General features: G+C 62.4%; 15 protein-coding genes. 6 read left to right on the top strand and 9 right to left on the bottom strand.

What is annotated here, in order from left to right:
* The first annotated feature begins 84 nt into the window (after window positions 1-84).
* Window positions 85-624, top strand: coding sequence for a gamma carbonic anhydrase family protein (locus tag BN1118_RS10375; RefSeq protein ID WP_043555943.1), 540 nt, complete (start codon window positions 85-87; stop codon window positions 622-624).
* A gap of 85 nt (window positions 625-709) precedes the next feature.
* Here the strand turns inward: BN1118_RS10375 and polA are convergent, their stop codons facing one another.
* Entirely contained in the window at window positions 710-3,466 is a 2,757-nt protein-coding gene (polA, locus tag BN1118_RS10370; protein ID WP_043555940.1) for a DNA polymerase I, read from the bottom strand.
* 400 nt (window positions 3,467-3,866) lie between these two features.
* Here polA and elbB point away from each other — a divergent pair, with 400 nt between their 5' ends.
* Window positions 3,867-4,517 carry an isoprenoid biosynthesis glyoxalase ElbB gene (gene elbB / locus BN1118_RS10365; RefSeq protein WP_043139533.1) on the top strand — a complete coding sequence of 217 codons (651 nt, stop codon included), beginning with the start codon at window positions 3,867-3,869 and terminating at the stop codon, window positions 4,515-4,517.
* Between the two features lie 72 nt (window positions 4,518-4,589).
* Here the strand turns inward: elbB and BN1118_RS22025 are convergent, their stop codons facing one another.
* From BN1118_RS22025 to fieF, 4 genes are all read right to left on the bottom strand, one after another.
* Window positions 4,590-4,799, bottom strand: coding sequence for a cell division protein ZapB (locus tag BN1118_RS22025; protein WP_042037447.1), 210 nt, complete (start codon window positions 4,797-4,799; stop codon window positions 4,590-4,592).
* Window positions 4,800-5,138: 339 nt separating this feature from the next.
* A complete protein-coding gene (locus BN1118_RS10355) occupies window positions 5,139-6,419 on the bottom strand; it encodes a hypothetical protein (RefSeq protein WP_043555937.1) in 1,281 nt (426 codons plus the stop codon).
* 21 nt (window positions 6,420-6,440) lie between these two features.
* A complete protein-coding gene (gene cysE, locus BN1118_RS10350) occupies window positions 6,441-7,220 on the bottom strand; it encodes a serine O-acetyltransferase (protein ID WP_042868480.1) in 780 nt (259 codons plus the stop codon).
* Between the two features lie 8 nt (window positions 7,221-7,228).
* Window positions 7,229-8,140, bottom strand: a complete 912-nt coding sequence (fieF, locus tag BN1118_RS10345; protein ID WP_043139544.1) for a cation efflux pump FieF — start codon at window positions 8,138-8,140, stop codon at window positions 7,229-7,231.
* An 86-nt stretch (window positions 8,141-8,226) separates the two neighbouring features.
* Between fieF and BN1118_RS10340 the strand changes: the two genes are divergently transcribed.
* The 3 genes from BN1118_RS10340 (at window position 8,227) to trmL (ending at window position 10,820) form a co-directional block, all read left to right on the top strand.
* Window positions 8,227-8,922: a response regulator gene (locus tag BN1118_RS10340; RefSeq protein WP_042868484.1), complete on the top strand. Its 696-nt coding sequence runs from the start codon at window positions 8,227-8,229 to the stop codon at window positions 8,920-8,922.
* A complete protein-coding gene (locus BN1118_RS10335; protein WP_043139550.1) occupies window positions 8,919-10,274 on the top strand; it encodes an ATP-binding protein in 1,356 nt (451 codons plus the stop codon). Before BN1118_RS10340 ends, BN1118_RS10335 begins: the two co-directional genes overlap by 4 nt.
* An 81-nt stretch (window positions 10,275-10,355) precedes the next feature.
* Window positions 10,356-10,820 carry a tRNA (uridine(34)/cytosine(34)/5-carboxymethylaminomethyluridine(34)-2'-O)-methyltransferase TrmL gene (gene trmL, locus BN1118_RS10330; RefSeq protein WP_043555933.1) on the top strand — a complete coding sequence of 155 codons (465 nt, stop codon included), beginning with the start codon at window positions 10,356-10,358 and terminating at the stop codon, window positions 10,818-10,820.
* Window positions 10,821-10,892: 72 nt separating this feature from the next.
* Here trmL and BN1118_RS10325 read toward each other — a convergent pair whose 3' ends face one another.
* The 4 genes from BN1118_RS10325 to lexA all read right to left on the bottom strand — a co-directional run bounded on the left by BN1118_RS10325 (window position 10,893) and on the right by lexA (window position 14,525).
* Window positions 10,893-12,278 (bottom strand): MATE family efflux transporter, encoded by a 1,386-nt coding sequence (locus BN1118_RS10325; RefSeq protein WP_052159092.1) that lies wholly within the window; start codon window positions 12,276-12,278, stop codon window positions 10,893-10,895.
* Between the two features lie 22 nt (window positions 12,279-12,300).
* Window positions 12,301-12,927: an SCO family protein gene (locus BN1118_RS10320; protein ID WP_043139555.1), complete on the bottom strand. Its 627-nt coding sequence runs from the start codon at window positions 12,925-12,927 to the stop codon at window positions 12,301-12,303.
* A gap of 221 nt (window positions 12,928-13,148) precedes the next feature.
* On the bottom strand, window positions 13,149-13,436 hold the full coding sequence (locus tag BN1118_RS10315; protein WP_043139557.1) for a hypothetical protein: 288 nt from the start codon (window positions 13,434-13,436) through the stop codon (window positions 13,149-13,151).
* Window positions 13,437-13,901: 465 nt separating this feature from the next.
* A complete protein-coding gene (lexA, locus tag BN1118_RS10310; protein WP_042873420.1) occupies window positions 13,902-14,525 on the bottom strand; it encodes a transcriptional repressor LexA in 624 nt (207 codons plus the stop codon).
* 204 nt (window positions 14,526-14,729) lie between these two features.
* On the opposite strand from lexA, the gene plsB reads away from it, so the two are divergent.
* Entirely contained in the window at window positions 14,730-17,153 is a 2,424-nt protein-coding gene (gene plsB, locus BN1118_RS10305) for a glycerol-3-phosphate 1-O-acyltransferase PlsB (protein ID WP_043139561.1), read from the top strand.
* Window positions 17,154-17,277: the final 124 nt, after the last annotated feature.

The raw sequence follows: 17,277 nt of genomic DNA, 5'->3' as shown, positions 1-17,277 counted from the left end.
CATAACCAACCACAGCTTTTCTACAAACTTATCCACAGAAACTGGCCTTGGATTGCTAGAATGGCCGAAAACAAGGAGGCCAAGATGGACTTGCGACTGAGACCTTACAAGGGAAAACGCCCGCAACTGGGCAAACGGGTATATGTAGACCCCTGCGCTACCCTGGTGGGAGATATAGAGCTGGCCGACGATGCCAGCATCTGGCCCATGGTGGCGGCCCGGGGTGATGTGAACCACATACGCATCGGGGCTCGCAGCAATATTCAGGACGGCACAGTGCTGCACCTCACTCGCAAGAGTGCCAGCAATCCTGGCGGCTACCCGCTGTTGATCGGGGAAGATGTCACCGTCGGCCACAAGGCCATGCTGCACGGCTGCACCCTAGGCAACCGGGTGCTGGTCGGCATGGGGGCCATCATTCTGGATGGAGTGGTAGTAGAAGACGACGTGATGATAGGCGCCGGCAGTCTGGTGCCGCCGGGCAAGCGACTCGAAGCCGGCTTCCTCTATATGGGCAACCCGGTCAAACAGGCCCGGGCGCTCAAGCCTGCCGAGATCGCGTTTCTCAAGACCTCGGCCGACAACTATGTCCTGCTCAAGGACGAGTACCTGCAAGAAGCCTGATACGCACGCTGTAAACAGGAAGCCCGGCGTGATGCCGGGCTTCTCTTCTTATATAGCTATCCATACAGCAACAGAGTGCAGAACGTTAGTGGGCCTGATCCCAGTTATCGCCGGTTCCCGCCTCGACCAGCAGGGGCACATGCAGCTCGGCCGCCGCCGACATCTTCTCCTTGATGATGGCGACGTACTCCTCCAGCTTCTCTTCGCGGATCTCGAACACCAGTTCATCGTGTACCTGCATCAACATGCGGATCGACTCATCCTCGATGCCGCGGATCCAGCCATCCACGTTGATCATGGCGCGCTTAATGATGTCGGCGGCCGTCCCCTGCATGGGGGCGTTGATCGCGGCCCGCTCGGCGGCCTTGCGCAGACCGGCGTTACGGGATTTGATATCCGGCAGATAGAGGCGACGACCAAACAGGGTCTCGACATAGCCCTGGGCTTCCGCCTGCTGGCGGGTGCGCTCCATGTATTCCAGCACGCCCGGGTAGCGTTCGAAGTAGAGATCCATGTACTTCTGCGCCTCGGCGCGACCTATCCCCAGCTGTTTGGCCAAGCCGAAGGCGCTCATGCCATAGATGAGGCCGAAGTTGATCGCCTTGGCGCTGCGGCGCATGTCGGTGGTGACCGCATCGAGCGCGACCCCGAACACCTCGGCAGCGGTTGCCTTGTGGATGTCCTTGCCCTCGGCAAACGCGGTCAGCAGCCCCTTGTCACCGGAGAGGTGCGCCATGATGCGCAGCTCGATCTGGGAGTAGTCAGCCGCCACCAGCTTGTAACCGGCGCTAGGAATGAAGGCCTGGCGGATCCGGCGACCCTGTTCGTTGCGCACCGGGATGTTCTGCAAGTTGGGGTCAGAGGAGGACAAACGGCCGGTGGCCGCCACCGCCTGATGATAGGAGGTGTGTACCCGCCCGGTCTGGGGCTTGATCATCAGCGGCAGCTTGTCGGTATAGGTGGACTTGAGCTTGGCCAGCGTGCGGTGTTCCATCAGCAGACGCGGCAGCTCGTAGGTCTCGGCCAGCTCGGCCAGCACCTCTTCCGCGGTGGACGGCGCTCCCTTGGGGGTCTTCTTGATGATAGGCAGCCCCAGCTTGGTGAAGAGGATCTCCCCCAGCTGCTTGGGTGAGGAGAGGTTGAACTCCTGCCCGGCCAGCTCATGGGCCTGACGCTCCAGTTCGGCCAGACGCAGCTCTATCTCCTGACTCTGCTGATGCAGCAGCTTGGGATCTATGGTGGTGCCGAGCAATTCCATCCGTGCCAGTACCGGCAGCAATGGCAGCTCGATGTCGCTGAATACCTGGCACAGGCCAGGCACGGCTTCCAGCTGGCCCCATAGAGTCTGGTGCAGGCGCAGGGTGATGTCGGCATCTTCCGCCGCATAGGGGGCGGCCTGCTCCAGCTCGATCTGGTTGAAGGTGAGCTGCTTGACCCCTTTGCCCGCGATATCTTCAAACGAGGTGGTCTCGACCCCGAGATAACGTTTGGCCAGCGAATCCATGTCGTGACGGCTGGCGGTGGAGTTGAGCACATAGGACTCGAGCATGGTGTCGTAGGCGATGCCCTGCAGGTCGATGTCGTGGTTGAGCAGCACGTTGCGATCGTACTTGAGGTTCTGACCCACCTTGAGACGGGTCGGATCTTCCAGCAACGGCTTGAGCTTGCCCAGCACCACGGCTTCGGTCAGTTGCACCGGTGCCCCCAGATAATCGTGACCAAAGGGCACATAGGCGGCCTTGCCCGCTTCGACGGCGAAGGAGACCCCGACGATGCGTGCCTCCATATAGTCGAGGCTGGTAGTTTCGGTATCGAAGGCGAACAACGGCGCCGCCTGCAACTGCGCCAGCCAGTCGTCAAACTCGGTCTCGTCCAGAATGCAGCGGTAGTCGGTTTCGATGGCGACAACGGGGGCAGCTGTGTCATCGCTCCCCTCTTCCGGACCGGCACCCTCTTCGCCACCGGACTCCAGCTCCTTGATCAGGTTGCGCAGCTCATATTCGCGATAGACGGCCAGCAGGGACTCCTTGTCGACCGGTTTGAGCAACAGCTGTTCCAGACTCTGTTCCAGCTCGACATCGGTTTTGATGGTCGCCAGGATATAAGAGAGGCGCACCTGCTCCTCCTGCTCGCGGAACTTGTCGGCGAACGCCTTGGAACCGCGGAAGCCGAGGGCCGCCACCTTGTCCAGATTGGCGGCGATCTCGTCTATGCTGCCGATCCCCTGCAACAGGGCCAACGCCGTCTTCTCGCCGACGCCTGCCATGCCGGGGATGTTGTCTACCTTGTCACCCATCAGGGCCAGATAGTCGATGATGAGCTCCGGCGGCACGCCAAACTTCTCGATCACCCCTTCCCTGTCGGTCTTAACATCTTTCATGGTGTCGATCAGGGTGACGTGGTCTGAGACCAGCTGCGCCATGTCCTTGTCACCCGTGCTAATCAGCACGGGCAGCTGCTTCTCGGTTGCCTGGCGGGCGAGCGTGCCGATCACGTCGTCGGCCTCGACGCCTTCGACCATCAAGAAGGGGAAGCCCATCGCCTTGATCATCTGGTGAATGGGGGCGACCTGGCTGCGCAGATCGTCCGGCATGCTGGCACGGGTCGCCTTGTACTCGGGATAGATGTCGTCGCGGAAGGTCTTACCCTTGGCGTCAAACACCACGGCCACATGGCAGTCAGGGTATTGCTTGCGCAGGCTGCGCATCATGTTGGCCATGACACGGACGGCGCCGCTCGGCAAACCGGTCGATGTGCGCAGATCGGCCTGCTGGGAGGCGAAGAAGGCGCGGTAAAGATAAGAAGAGCCGTCGACCAGAATAAGGGGGTTGCTAGGGGCCATGAAATCGTCCTGCCAGAGATAAACAGCCGCTAGGATGCCACAGGGCCCCCCTCACACCAAGGGGTGCAGCAGCACCCTAAGCGGGCAGCCAAGGGGACTCAAGCTGTGGATAAGTCTGTGTCCAAAAATGGGGCGCAGTATGAGCCACAGTGATAAAACTGTGCACAAAAAATATAAAAGCCATATAAAACAGCATCTTGAGATCGTAAAAACCGATCGCGAGACTGTTAGAATGATCTCGATCAATGTGGAAAAAGATTTAAGGGAGTAGGTACGGCAGGATCCAAAACGAAACAATCCTAGCACAGCGAGATGACTTGACCAGCGGATGGCGAGCGATAACCATACAAAAGTACAACAATCTATCCTGGCTCACATTTTCAACAACGAGGAGTTTGCCATGAAAAAAGTGGCCGTGATTTTGAGTGGCTGTGGCGTGTTTGACGGGGCCGAGATCCATGAAGCCGTCATCAGCCTGCTGGCGCTGGCCCGCCATGGCGCCACCACCCAATGCTTCGCCCCGAACGTGGCGCAGTTGCATGTGGTCAACCACCTGACGGGTGACGTCAGCGAGGGGGAGAGCCGCAACGTGCTGGTCGAGGCGGCGCGCATCTGCCGCGGCCAGATCAGGGATGTGGCCGAACTGGATGCGGCCGATTATGACGCCCTGCTGGTGCCAGGTGGCTTTGGGGCGGCCAAGAACCTGTGCGACTTCGCCACCAAGGGCGCCGGGTGCCAGATCCAGCCGGATGTGCTGAAAGCGTGTCAGAGCTTTGCCAATGCCCGCAAGCCGGCAGCCTACATCTGCATCGCGCCGGCCATGATCCCGCTCATCTACGGCGCCGGCACCCTGGCCACCATAGGCCATGACGAGGGCACCGCCAACGCCATAGAGGCCATGGGCGGCAGCCATCTCAACTGCCCGGTCAACGAGTTCGTGGTGGATCAGGAGCGCAAGGTGATCTCCACCCCCGCCTACATGCTGGCCAACAACATAGTCGAAGCTGCGGACGGCATCGAGAAGACGGTCAAACAGCTGTTAACGCTGTAATCCCCACCCCGCCACAAACAAACGGGCCGCTCATGGAGCGGCCCGTTTTCAATGTTGCCAACCGGCAGCGGACTAGATGGTTTCGCCCATCTGATCCATCTTGCCCAGCAGGGCGCGCAGACGTTCCTGCCAGGCAACGTGTTCGTTGCGCAGCTGATGGTTTTCGTCTTGCAGCTTGCCGTTCTGCTCTTTCAGCTCGTCCAGCTCCATCTTCAGCAGAGAGATGTTGTCGACGGCGGATTGTACTTTGGATTCGAGTTGCTCAAGGACTTCTAGTGACATATGCATACCTGTATGTTCAATTGCGATGCCCCACAGAGGGCGATTCAAGCGCGTGAAGCCAGCATACCCTGAGGGCATCAGCACAAACAAGCCAGTGCGCTGTAAAATGCGCCTTCCATAGATGTATTGCCTAAATATGCGTCTGTTTTTCTCGCATCCTGCGCCCGGACCGCGACAAGACCCTGACAACCGACAGACAACCCTTCGCCGAGGCAGTGACCACGGGCATGTCGTCGAACCCGGTTTCCAGATTATCCCGTCAGCCATGCGGCGTGATTCAAGTCCCCGACAACAGGCATCCAATCTCGAATCCCCATACCGCGCCGCCAGATTACCCCGTCAGCTGTGCAGCGTGATATAAGCCCCCAGCAACAGGCAGGCGACCCCGTACATCAACAGGCCATAGAGCAGGTTCCAGCGCAGGATCAAGCCGGCACTCAGGTTGTAGCGGGACGCCAGCGCCAGGTTGGAGCCGGAGAGCGGACTGGTGCCGGTCGCCAGCCCCCACCCCAGCAGAAAACACATGCCGAGCAGGCTGGGATCCGGCGCCAGCGGCCAGAGCAGCGGCGCCAGCCCGGAGATGCTGATGAGCGGATGCACGCCGACGATGGCCACCAACAGGATCAGCAGCAGGGTCAGGGATGACTCCAGCCAGCCGAAGTGGTTGAACAGCGGCAGCCCGTGCTCGCCCCCGAGTTCGAGCACCGACAGCGCACTGTTGATGCCGGCGGCCAGCAAACCGGCCCCCAGAAACAGCACCAGCTGACCGCCGATGGCGGGGAAACGCTCCACCACCTGCCGCTTGAGGGCGGCGCCTCGCCCGGCTCTGGGCATGAACAGCAGCGCCAGCAGCGGTGCCACCAGGGCGATCACCGCCAGAATGCCGAGCGCTGGCCAGATCTGCTTGATCAGCAGCACCAGCAGCGCCAAGGCCACCGGCAGCCCCAGGGTCTGCAACCGCAGCGGGTAGCCGGCAAAGTCCTCGACCCCGAGTCGCTCCACCTGCCAGGCGGTCAGTCCCATCGCCAGCAGCGCGGCGACCACGCCAAACGGCAGTATGCTCGACAGTTGCAGACCTGGGGCATAGGTGAGCGCCACCGCCATGGCGACGAAGAAGGGGGACCAGAAGGCGGCGGCACAGAAGATCCGGCTCAGCACCATCACCTGACGCCGCTCCAGGGTGCCGCCCCGCTCCAGCCGATCGCCGATGATGAACAGCACGGAGAGGTTGATGACGGCACCCAGCAGGTTGAGGCTGGCCATGGTGCTCCACAGCCCCTTGCGGCCGGACCAGGAGGCAGTCCCGGTCAGCAGGCCTGACGTCGCCAGGTTGAGGGTGCTCACGGCGGCAAACATGGTGAGCATGTTGATGTTGGGCAGCAGCCAGTCGCCCGGGTTGAGGCTGGCGCCCCGCCACCAGGAGAAGATCAGCAGCGCAAGCGCGGCCCCGTACAGGGCCAGGGCCTGCCGTTTGGCCGCCCCCACCAGCCAGGGCCAGGTGAGCAGGGAGGCGGCCCAGGCGGCGATGGCCGCAGGCCAAGGGGAGAATCCCAGATAGAGGTGCAGCAGGTTGAGCAGCCACATCCCCAGGATCAAATAACCTGACCAGCGCTTGGCCATCGAATCGTCTCGGTCAGGGGATCAGAGGCACTGATCCATATCCAGCGAAGGCTTGTCGCACTCCGGGCGGCCCACTATCTTGGCCGGTACGCCCGCCACTGTGGTGTGCGGCGGCACCGGGTTGATCACCACGCTGCCGGCACCTATCTTGGCGCCCATCCCTACTTCGATATTGCCGAGCACCTTGGCGCCCGCCCCTATCATGACCCCTTCGCGGATCTTGGGGTGGCGATCGCCGCTCTCCTTGCCGGTACCGCCCAGGGTCACGCTCTGCAGTATGGAGACATCGTCCTCGATCACCGCCGTCTCGCCGACCACTATGCCGGTGGCATGGTCAAACATGATGCCCTTGCCGATCCGCGCCGCCGGGTGCACATCGACCCCGAACACCACCGAAATCTGGTTTTGCAGGTAGAGCGCCAGCGAGCGACGCCCCTGGCGCCACAGCCAGTTGGCGACCCGATAGCCTTGCAGGGCATGAAAGCCCTTGAGGTAGAGCAGCGGGGTGGAGAAGAGATCGACCGCAGGGTCACGCTCCTGCACGGCGCAGATATCGGCCGCCACTGCCGCCAGCAACTCGGGCTCGCTGCGCAGGGCCAGCTCGATCACCTCGCGCAGGGCGATGGCAGGCATGGTGGCGCTGTCGAGTTTGTTGGCCAGCTGGAAGCTGAGGGCCGAGCGCAGGTTCTTGTGATTGAGAATGGTGGAATGAAAGAAGCTGGCCAGCATGGGCTCTTCGGTCACCATGCATGCCGCTTCTCGCTCAATTTTTTGCCAGGTTTTGGCAACCAGATCATCCATGTTGCAGCCTACTGTTGTTCTGATGGAGTGCCTTGCTGTTCCTTGTGCACCACAGAGATGGGGTCCATATGAATGATGACATCCATGCGCTCGAATTCCTGACGCACCGCCAGTTCGGCTTCATCGGCGATCTGATGGGCCTTGACCAGAGGGAGCTGATCATCCAGCTCCAGATGCAACTGCACGAAGCGGGTCGGACCGGATTGACGGGTACGCAGATCATGCACCCCGTGGACACCTTCGACGTCACAGCAGAGAGCCATTATTCTCGCTTGTTCTTCGGCTGGCAACTGACGATCGAGCAGCGCCTGCACCGACTCATAGCCGATATGGATGGCGCCCCACAGCAGGAACAGGCCGATCAGGATGGCAAACAGGCCATCGGCCCAGAACCAGCCCCGCCCCGCCAGCACCAGCGCCAGCAAGACGCCGCCGTTGAGCAGCAGGTCGGAACGGTAGTGCAGCATGTCGGCCTTGATGGCCACGCTGTTGGTCTTGCGGATGACAAAGCCCTGGAAACTGACCAGCAGCAGGGTCAGCACTATGGAGCCGCCACTGACCCAGAGACCCGCTTCGAGCCGCAGTATGGGGGCCTGGTTGAGCAGGGAGGAGATGCCGTGCATCACCAGCAGCAGGGCCGAGCCCGAAATAAACGCGGACTGGATGAGGCCCGCCAGCGACTCCGCCTTGCCGTGGCCGAAGCGGTGCTCGTCATCGGCCGGCGCCAGCGCATAGCGAATGGCCAGCAGGTTGATGATGGAGGCGCTGACATCCATGAAGGAGTCGGTGAGCGACGCCAGCAGACTCGATGAATCCGTCATGAGCCAGGCGATCAGCTTGCCGGTGATCAGCAGGGTAGCCGTGGTGACGGCGGCCATGCTGGCCAGCGTCACCCAGCGGGAATATTGTTGATGGCTCAAAACCGGCTTTCCTCTTGCGGTTAAAAATCTATTATACCCTGACCCCTGCGCCGGCTTGGCGCGAAAAATCAGCGGAATGACTTCAGATGCACAAAATACTCCTGGTCGACGACGATCTCGAGCTGACCCAGCTGCTCACCGAAATTCTGACTCTGGAAGGCTTCCAGGTCACTGTCGCCGAGGATGGCGAAGAGGGGTTGCAGCGACTGGCCGAGCAGGACTTCAACCTGGTGCTGCTGGACGTGATGATGCCCAGGCTCAACGGCTTCGCCATGCTGACCAGGTTGCGCAAGACCCACGACACCCCGGTGCTGATGCTGACTGCCCGTGGCGACAGCCAGGACAGGGTCAACGGGCTGGAAGCCGGTGCCGACGACTATCTCGCCAAACCATTTGATGACAGGGAGCTGCTGGCCCGGGTGCGCGCCATACTGCGCCGGACCCAGAGTGCCCAGCCCCAGCGCGGCGGCACCTCCGAAGAGCTTCGCTTCATGGATCTGGTGCTGCAACCCGGCCTGCAACAGGCCAGCAGCGGCGATCAGCTGCTGGAGCTCACCGCCACCGAATTCGGGCTGCTGGAGTGCCTGCTGCGCAACCCGGGCCAGATCATCAGCAAGAGCCATCTCTCCGAGCAGGTGCTCGGCAAGAAGCTGGAACCCTTCGATCGCGCCATCGACATGCACCTGAGCAACCTGCGCAAGAAGCTGCCGGAGCGCACCGATGGCCAGCCCCGTTTCAAGACGGTGCGCGGCCGCGGCTACCTGTGGCTGGAACAGGCATGAGCACGGCCCGCACCTTCAATGGCCTCTCCACCCAGATCTTCCTCTGGTTCTGGCTCATGCTGCTGGTGGTGCTGGCGGCCGTGGTGATACTGCCGACCCTGGATCCCCGCAACATCATCCCCTTGCCGGCGCACGAGATGACCCGGATGAACAACAACCTGAAGGCGTTGCAGAAGGGGGCGGATCCCGATCATGACTTCGATCTGGTGCAGGCCATAGATGCGGCGGGCCTGCTGCCGGTGGACAACATCTATCTGCGCGATGAGAAAGGCCAGATGCAGTCCACCACTCGCCTGAGCAAGTTCGTGGTCCGCTTCATGCTCGATTCGGACAACCCGGCCAAGCCCATGCTGGGCAGCGAGCACAAGCGGGCCATCGCCGGCCCCTTCCAGATGGAGCATCGCGGCCAGATCTATCACGTCTACTTCGGCCTCAATGTCGAAAACTCCTATCTGTTCCTGTTCATCCAGATCCTGGATCATCCGATCCAGATCCTGGGCATCGCCATGCTGGTCAGCACCCCGCTCTGCCTGCTGCTGGCCTGGCGCCTGACCCGCCCCATACTGCAGTTGCAGCGGTCTGTCTCCCAGCTGGCGGAGGGCAACCTGGAGATGCAGATCCCCAACCTGGGGCGGCGCGACGAGATCGGCCAGCTGGCGGATCACGTCAGCCACATGGTCGATACCCTCAAGAACATGATCCAGAAGCAGAAGCAGCTGTTGTCCGACATATCCCACGAGCTGCGCAGCCCGCTTACCCGCATCCAGCTGGCGCAGGCACTGATCCGGCGCAAGCAGGGGGACAGCAGCGAGCTGGCACGGATAGAGTCAGAGATAGGCCGGCTCGACAAGCTGATCGGCGACCTGCTCGACCTGTCGCGGGTGCAGCAACACGTGGAGGCGCCCGTGGTGATGCCGCTGGCGGAGCTGCTGGAGCCCATGCTGGACGATGCCATGTTCGAGGCAAACCAGAGCGGCAAGCAGTTGCGGCTGCCGCCCCTGCCGACCGAGTCGATCCGGATGTGGCCCGAGCTGCTGGCGCGGGCGCTGGAGAATCCGCTGCGCAACGCGCTCAAGTACGCCCGCGAGTTCATCAAGGTGGACTGGTATCGGGAGGGACGGGAGTGGGTGATGACCATACGCGACGATGGCCCCGGCGTGCCTGTGGAGCAGCAGGCCCAGCTGTTCCTGCCCTTCTTTCGGGTGGATGATGCCCGCAACGCCAAGACAGGCGGCACCGGGCTCGGGCTGGCCATCGCCTCGGAGGCGATCCAGCGTCACGGTGGCACCATACGCGCCAGCAGCAACCAGCCAGCCGGGCTGACCATCACCATCCGCCTGCCCATCGGCTGAGTCACCTCTTTTCATCCACCCGGGCGCTGGGTATGCTGGCGCCCCTTTCGCCCCAATCTCGGCCCCCATCAGGATCCCGCCATGCTCGACATAGTGCTCTACCAACCGGAAATCCCGCCCAATACCGGCAACATCATCCGTCTCTGCGCCAACACCGGCTACCGGCTGCACCTGATAGAGCCGCTGGGTTTCGAGTGGGATGACAAGCGGGTGAAGCGGGCCGGGCTCGATTATCACGAGTTTGCCGAGGTGAAGCGCTGGCCTGACTATGACACCTTTCTGGCCGAGGTGGCGCCCAGGCGGGTATTCGCCTGCACCACCAAGGGAAGAACCGCCCATTCGGCCGTGCAGTTTGCCCCCGGCGACGCCATGCTGTTCGGCCCCGAGAGTCGTGGCCTGCCTGCGGATCTCATCGAGAGTCTGCCGTTCGAGCAGCGACTGCGCATCCCCATGCTGCCCCAGAGCCGCAGCATGAACCTCGCCAATGCGGTGGCGGTATTCGTGTATGAGAGCTGGCGCCAGCTTGGCTATGAGGGATCCCTCTAGGCTCTTGGGCGCCACCGGGTGATGCCGCCCCTGTGATGGACCAGCCCTCACAACAGGATCATGCCAACCAGGCTATGACGGCTCGCCCTCGGCCTGTTCCATGCCGTGGGGTGAGTGCAACAGGCGACCATCGCGCTCCAGTTGCCAGCACAGCCACCCCAGCGTCAGACCCCGCCCCGCCATCAGCGCCCCCATGGCGGCCCACAAGGCGGCCACACCCCAGCCCTGACAGAGCCACCAGATGGGGAAGAAGCCGCACAGTACCGCCACCAGCATGCTGTTGCGCATCTCGCGGGCCCGGGTCGCGCCTATGAAGACCCCATCCAGCAGGAAGCACCAGACCGCCAGCAAGGGCATGACGATCAGCCAGGGCAACTGGCGATTCGCCTCGGCGATCACCGCCGGAATGTCGGTGATATGGGCGATGAGCCGACTGCCACCCGCCGCAAACAGCAGACTGAAACCCATTGCTATGAATAACGCCCACCCCAGATTCAGCACTATGGCCTCGCGCAACCCCTGCCGATCCCGCCGGCCTATGGCGCGGCCCACCATGGCCTCCACCGCGTAGGCAAAGCCATCCAGCCCGTAGGAGATGAGCATCAGGAAGTTGAGCAGCACCGCATTGGCGGCGACCGCCACGTCGCCCAGCCGCGCCCCCTGCAAGGTCATGAAGGCGAAACAGAGCTGCAGACAGAGGGAGCGGACGAAGATGTCCCGGTTCAGACTGAGCAGTCTCAGCAAGGCCGGCCACTGACGCCAGCGCTGCCAGGCCCCCTGCCACACCTCGGGCGACAGGCGGCGCAGATGACGGCTCACCAGCCAGAGTCCGACCCCCAGGGCGCTGTAATCTGCCAGCAGCGAGGCGGCGGCCACTCCTTTCACCTGCCAGCCCAGCCCCAGCACGAACCAGGTATCCAGCGCCATGTTGACCAGGTTGGTGAAGATCAGCAGCAGCATGGGGCTGCGGGCATCCTGCATGCCCAGCAGCCAGCCCATGATCACCAGATTGCAGAGTGCCGCCGGCGCGCTCCAGATCCGTACCGACACATATTCGCCGGCATAGCCCTGCACCTCGGCAGAACCGCCACCGAGTGCAATGAGCGAAGGCAGGAAGGGCAGCAACAGCAGTAGCAGGGCCAGCCCCAGTCCGACGGCGAGGCCGAGCGCCCGCGCCAGGGTGTCGAGCTGGCTGTGCGGGCTGCCGGCGCCATGGGCCTGGGCGGTCAACCCTGTGGTGGACATGCGCAGGAAACCCAGCAGCCAGAAGATGAGATTGATGAGGGTAGCCCCGACCGAGACGCCGCCGAGGAACCAGGCCTGGCCGAGATGACCGATCACCCAGGTATCCACCAGCCCCAGCAAGGGGGTGGTGATATTGGAGAGCACCATGGGCAAGGCCAGGGCAAATACGGCGCCATGGCGCCGGCCATCTTTCAACCAGGGCGGGATCAGCATGGCAACCGACGCTCGTCCGGCATCACTCGCCTTCCAGTCGCACGATTCTGGCGAAATCGGAGACCAGGGTCGCCATGACCACGTGCGGCACCTGCCCCTCGCTCATCTGGGGACGGAATACGGCCTCCAGCTTGCCTTCCGGGTTGATCAGCACTATGGAGGCGGAGTGGTCTATCAGGTACTCCTTCTCCCCCTGATCGGCGATGGAGTAGATGAGGCCCAGATTGCGCACAAACGGGAACAGCTTGTCATGAGAGCCGGTTGCCGCCTTGAACTCGGGGTGAAAGAAGGCGGTATAGGTCTTGAGGCGGGCCACGTCATCCCGCTGCGGATCCGCCGAGATGAACACCACCTGGCTCTCGGGTGCGATCTTCTTCAGCGCCGGGTAGACGGAGCGCAGATCCGCCAGCGTGGTCGGACAGATATCCGGGCAGAAGGTATAACCGACAAACAGGAAGGTCCAGTGCCCCACCAGACTGGCCGGGACGAAGGGCTGACCGTCCTCGTCGGTGAAGGCAAACGGGTTGATGTCCCGCCCCGCCGGGTAGTAGTCGGCCTGCTCGGGCAGGGAGGGCTGGTTCCAGTAGAATGCGGCCATCATGCCCCCGACCAGCAGCAGAAACAGCAAGGGGTAACGCGGTTTAACCATAACAACAGACCCTTTCACTTCGACATGCCCGCAGACCGGGCCCGAATGGATGACCCATTGTAACCCAGCCAATCCCGGACCGGACCATCCCATCTACCGGATGCCGATTCGGCATCCAACTTCGGTCAGGGGGTGACGCTATGGGCAGGTAGCCGGGCGAACAAGGCCAGAAAACAGCAGCCCCACCGTCAGGGTGGGGCTGTCAGCAGCACGCGGGGCTATCAGGGTTGCAGCCTGCGCCGCTCATGGGGGCGACGGGCCAGGGCGCGGAGCGGTATGACGGGGGCCGTCCAGGGAGCCTCCGCCTGTCCCCTGTCGTGATGGCTGTGAAACAGACGAACCAGGCGGACTATCTTGTCCTTGGGACAGCCCAGCCAGATGGTCCAGCAGGCGCCCTTGTGATGCACCCAGAGCGCATAGAAACGGGTCATCCGGTTGCCCTTGATGAACCGTGTGATGGAAGAAACGGGCGATGCCAGACCCGGATCCCATGGCGAGCTTGAAGCCATACCTGTCCTCCTTGACCAAGAGGTCACGCCGACCGGCATCGTCTGCTACCGCTAGGTGGCCAGATCCTGTGACTGCCGCGTGTCGACTGCGCGAGTGTGCCCTCATTACCCGGACGGTCCTTGCCGTCGGCGCCATGCTGGCCACCCTCCCTTCTTATCCCGCGATATCGCCTCTCTCTGTGGTGAGCCGGCCAAATGCCATTGCTGTCCAGCTCACATGAGGCTGTTGTCATGCATCCCTGCTGCCCCTGGGTTCCTGCGACGTGGGTAAAGAGCGTCTTGTCGAGCATTCGGGGGACAGTGCAACGAGTCCACTGCCTTACCAAATGATATATCTGAAATGAGTCACCTGCGGCCGTTCGCCGCAGACAAAATGGCGGGTATCAGGATCTGATTGAAATCATGGGGAAAGGAACACAGAAACGACACGGCCTCCCGCAGGAGGCCGTGTGATGGCGAGGGTGATTACATCCAGTCGGCGTTGCGGATCACGCCGACGGCCAGCCCTTCTATGGTGAGCTGCTGGCTGGAGAGATCCACCGCTATGGGCTCCAGATCCTCGTTTTCCGGCAGCAGCCACACCTGGCTGCCCTTGCGCTGGAAGCGCTTGACGGTGACATCCTCATCGAGGCGCGCCACCACTACCTGGCCGTTGCGCACCTCCTGGGTCTTGTGGACCGCCAGCAGGTCGCCATCCAGAATGCCGATATTCTTCATGCTCATGCCCTGCACCCGCAGCAGAAAATCCGCCCGGGGGTGGAACAGGGCAGGATCCACCTGGTAGTGGCTCTCGATGTGCTCCTGCGCCAGGATAGGTTCACCGGCCGCGACCTTGCCGATCAGGGGCAGGCCTGTCTCTTCCAGCACCTCTTCCTCTTCGATCAGCAGACGGATGCCGCGGGAAGTCCCCGGCATGATCTCGATGACCCCTTTCTTGGCCAGGGCCTTCAGATGTTCCTCGGCCGCATTGGCCGACTTGAAACCAAGCTTCTGGGCAATCTCGGCGCGAGTCGGCGGCATGCCGGTCTCGCTCATGTTCACCTTGATCAGCTCCAGCACTTCGGCCTGGCGGGGGGTAAGAGGTTTCATAACATTGGCACCTGTCTTTTTATACAGCACACTGGCAGTATATACAGTGCTGTGGCCAAGGCAAGGCACAGCTGACATTTGTCATGGCCTGGCGCTCATTTACCGTTGTTTTGATCCTGCGCAGCCGACTCATCGTACCTCTCGGCGACAAGGCGCCGGTGATTTGCTATGCTCACGCCGCATTTTTTCGGAGAGCAGACGCACATGTCCCTTGGACAGAAGATTTCCAGAGCCATCTTGCAATGGCCGGTCAGTGGCTTGGTCAATCACAAGAGCCTGCCGGAAAATCCCATCACCGAGCTCAAGCTGGATCCGGCCAGACCCATAGTCTATGCCCTGAAAACCAGCTCGATCACCGACCTGATGACGCTGCAACAGTGCTGCGAGGATCTCGGCCTGCCCGGCCCCTTCACGCCGCTGGAGCTGAACGGCCAGTTGCTGCCGCGCTACGTCTGTCTGGACCGTCCGCCGCCCCTGTTTGGCAAGCGCAGCAAGCCGCTGCCCTTCCTGCAGGAGTTCCACCAGCTGCTGGATCTGCACAAGCAGGATCCGGCGCTGGATATCCAGGTGGTGCCCGTCACCCTGTTCTGGGGCCGCGCCCCCGGCCGGGAAGGCGAGGAAGCCTCCGGCTGGAACATCATCAGCAGCCTGGCACCGAACCGCCTCAAGAAGGCGCTGATCGTGATCCTCAAGGGCCGCGAAAATCTGGTGCGCTTCTCCCCGCCGCTCTCCCTGCGTCACATGGCCGACAAGCACGGCACCGACGAGGCCATAGCCCACAAGCTGGCGCGGGTGGCGCGCACCCACTTCAGCCGCCAGCAGCTGGCGGCCACCGGCCCCAAACTGCCGAACCGCAACCTGCTGTTCAGGCAGTTGCTGGATTCGAGCGTGATCCAGCAGGCGATCGAGGAAGAGGCGCAGCGCGATGGCATCAGCCTGGAGAAGGCGCAGAAACGCGCCCACGGCTACATGGACGAGATCGCCTCCGACTTCTCCTACCGGTTGATCCGGCTCGGCGAGAGCTTCCTCGGCTGGCTGTGGAACAAGCTCTACCGCGGCCTGTCGGTCAACGGCGCCGAGAAGGTACGCCAGCTGGCGCAGGAAGGGCACGAGATCGTCTATGTGCCCTGCCATCGCAGCCACATGGACTACCTGCTGCTCTCCTACGTCATCTATCACCAGGGCATGGTGCCACCCCACATAGCGGCGGGCATCAACCTCAACTTCTGGCCGGCAGGCCCGCTCTTTCGCCACGGCGGCGCCTTCTTCATCCGCCGCACCTTCAAGGGCAATCCGCTCTACAGCACCGTCTTTCGTGAATACCTGAACCTGCTGTTTGCCAAGGGCTACTCGGTGGAGTTCTTCACCGAGGGCGGGCGTTCGCGTACCGGCCGCCTGCTGCCGCCCAAGACCGGCATGCTGGCCATGACACTGCAGGCCATGATGCGCGGGCTGGACAGACCTGTCACCCTGGTGCCCGTCTATCTCGGCTACGAGCACGTGATGGAGGTAAACACCTACCACAACGAGCTCAAGGGCAGCCGCAAGGAGAAGGAGAGCTTCCTGCAGGTGCTCGGCATACTGCGCAAGCTGCGCAACTATGGCCGGGGCTTCGTCAACTTCGGCGAGCCGCTGACCCTCAACAGCTACCTCAATGAACATGTGCCGGCCTGGAAGGCCGACATAGGCCAGGAGGAGCGCCCCGAGTGGATGGCGCCCACCGTCAACCAGCTGGCCGAGCTGCTGATGACCCGCATCAACGGGGCCGCCGCCGTCAACGGCCTGACCCTGAGCGCGCTGGCGCTGCTGGCCGCCGAGCGCCACGCCCTGACCCGGGACGAACTGCAGGCCCAGCTCAACACCTATCTGGATCTGCTCAAGCAGGTGCCCTACAGCCCGCAGAGCACAATCCCGGATGAGGATGCCAAGACACTGCTGGATCAGGCGATGGAGCTCAACAAGTTCGAGGTGAGCGAGGACAAGCTGGGCCAGATCATCAGCCTGGACCGCTATCAGGCGATCCTGCTGACCTACTACCGCAACAACATACTCCATCTGTTCGCCCTGCCCTCCCTGGTGGCGGCGCTGATCGAGCGTTGCGAGGGGATCTCCCGCGGCGAGATAGTCGCCCGTTGCGTCGACATCTACCCGCTGCTCAAGACGGAACTGTTCCTGCGCTACGAAGAGGATGAGCTGCCGGAGCTGGTCGATGCCCTGCTGGCCGAGCTGCAACGCCAGCAACTGGTCGAGGCGCGCGATGGCGGCCATTGGGTCAATCCGGGCAACCAGATGCGCCTGCTGCTGCTGGCCGAGAGCATTCAGGAGACGCTGCAACGCTACGCCATAGTGCTGACCCGGGTGCTGGCCCAGCCCCATGTCGAGGCGGAACAGCTGGAGGCGGACGGCCTGATGATGGCGGAGCGCCTCGGCACCCTGCACGGCATCAACGCCCCCGAGTTCTTCGACCAGAAGCTGTTCAGCACCCTGATCCACACCCTGCGCAAGGAGGGCTACCTCTCTCCCGAGTGCAAACCGGATCTGGGCCGCTTCCAGGCGCTGGCCGACAACATAGTGCCGCTGCTGAGCAACAAGATCCGCCGCACCATACAGGCGGGCAACCGGATCTGACCTCAAGAAGAGCCAGATACAGAGCAATAAAAAGGCCGCAGCATGCGGCCTTTTTCATTGGAAGCAGGGTAACCCCCGCCTCTCGAATAGTGAGCGTCCCGGACGCCCGCGTCAGCGCGGCCGG

It is taken from the genome of Aeromonas bestiarum, from assembly GCF_000819745.1.
Lineage (GTDB): Bacteria > Pseudomonadota > Gammaproteobacteria > Enterobacterales > Aeromonadaceae > Aeromonas > Aeromonas bestiarum.
This window is presented reverse-complemented; position numbering and strand designations above follow the sequence as displayed.

Coding starts and splice junctions, on each gene's coding strand:
- BN1118_RS10375 (WP_043555943.1), top strand. CDS start 85: ATGGACTTGCGACTGAGACCTTACAAGGGAAAACGCCCGCAACTGGGC.
- polA (WP_043555940.1), bottom strand. CDS start 3,466: ATGGCCCCTAGCAACCCCCTTATTCTGGTCGACGGCTCTTCTTATCTT.
- elbB (WP_043139533.1), top strand. CDS start 3,867: ATGAAAAAAGTGGCCGTGATTTTGAGTGGCTGTGGCGTGTTTGACGGG.
- BN1118_RS22025 (WP_042037447.1), bottom strand. CDS start 4,799: ATGTCACTAGAAGTCCTTGAGCAACTCGAATCCAAAGTACAATCCGCC.
- BN1118_RS10355 (WP_043555937.1), bottom strand. CDS start 6,419: ATGGCCAAGCGCTGGTCAGGTTATTTGATCCTGGGGATGTGGCTGCTC.
- cysE (WP_042868480.1), bottom strand. CDS start 7,220: ATGGATGATCTGGTTGCCAAAACCTGGCAAAAAATTGAGCGAGAAGCG.
- BN1118_RS10340 (WP_042868484.1), top strand. CDS start 8,227: ATGCACAAAATACTCCTGGTCGACGACGATCTCGAGCTGACCCAGCTG.
- BN1118_RS10335 (WP_043139550.1), top strand. CDS start 8,919: ATGAGCACGGCCCGCACCTTCAATGGCCTCTCCACCCAGATCTTCCTC.
- trmL (WP_043555933.1), top strand. CDS start 10,356: ATGCTCGACATAGTGCTCTACCAACCGGAAATCCCGCCCAATACCGGC.
- BN1118_RS10325 (WP_052159092.1), bottom strand. CDS start 12,278: ATGCTGATCCCGCCCTGGTTGAAAGATGGCCGGCGCCATGGCGCCGTA.
- BN1118_RS10320 (WP_043139555.1), bottom strand. CDS start 12,927: ATGGTTAAACCGCGTTACCCCTTGCTGTTTCTGCTGCTGGTCGGGGGC.
- BN1118_RS10315 (WP_043139557.1), bottom strand. CDS start 13,436: ATGGCTTCAAGCTCGCCATGGGATCCGGGTCTGGCATCGCCCGTTTCT.
- lexA (WP_042873420.1), bottom strand. CDS start 14,525: ATGAAACCTCTTACCCCCCGCCAGGCCGAAGTGCTGGAGCTGATCAAG.
- plsB (WP_043139561.1), top strand. CDS start 14,730: ATGTCCCTTGGACAGAAGATTTCCAGAGCCATCTTGCAATGGCCGGTC.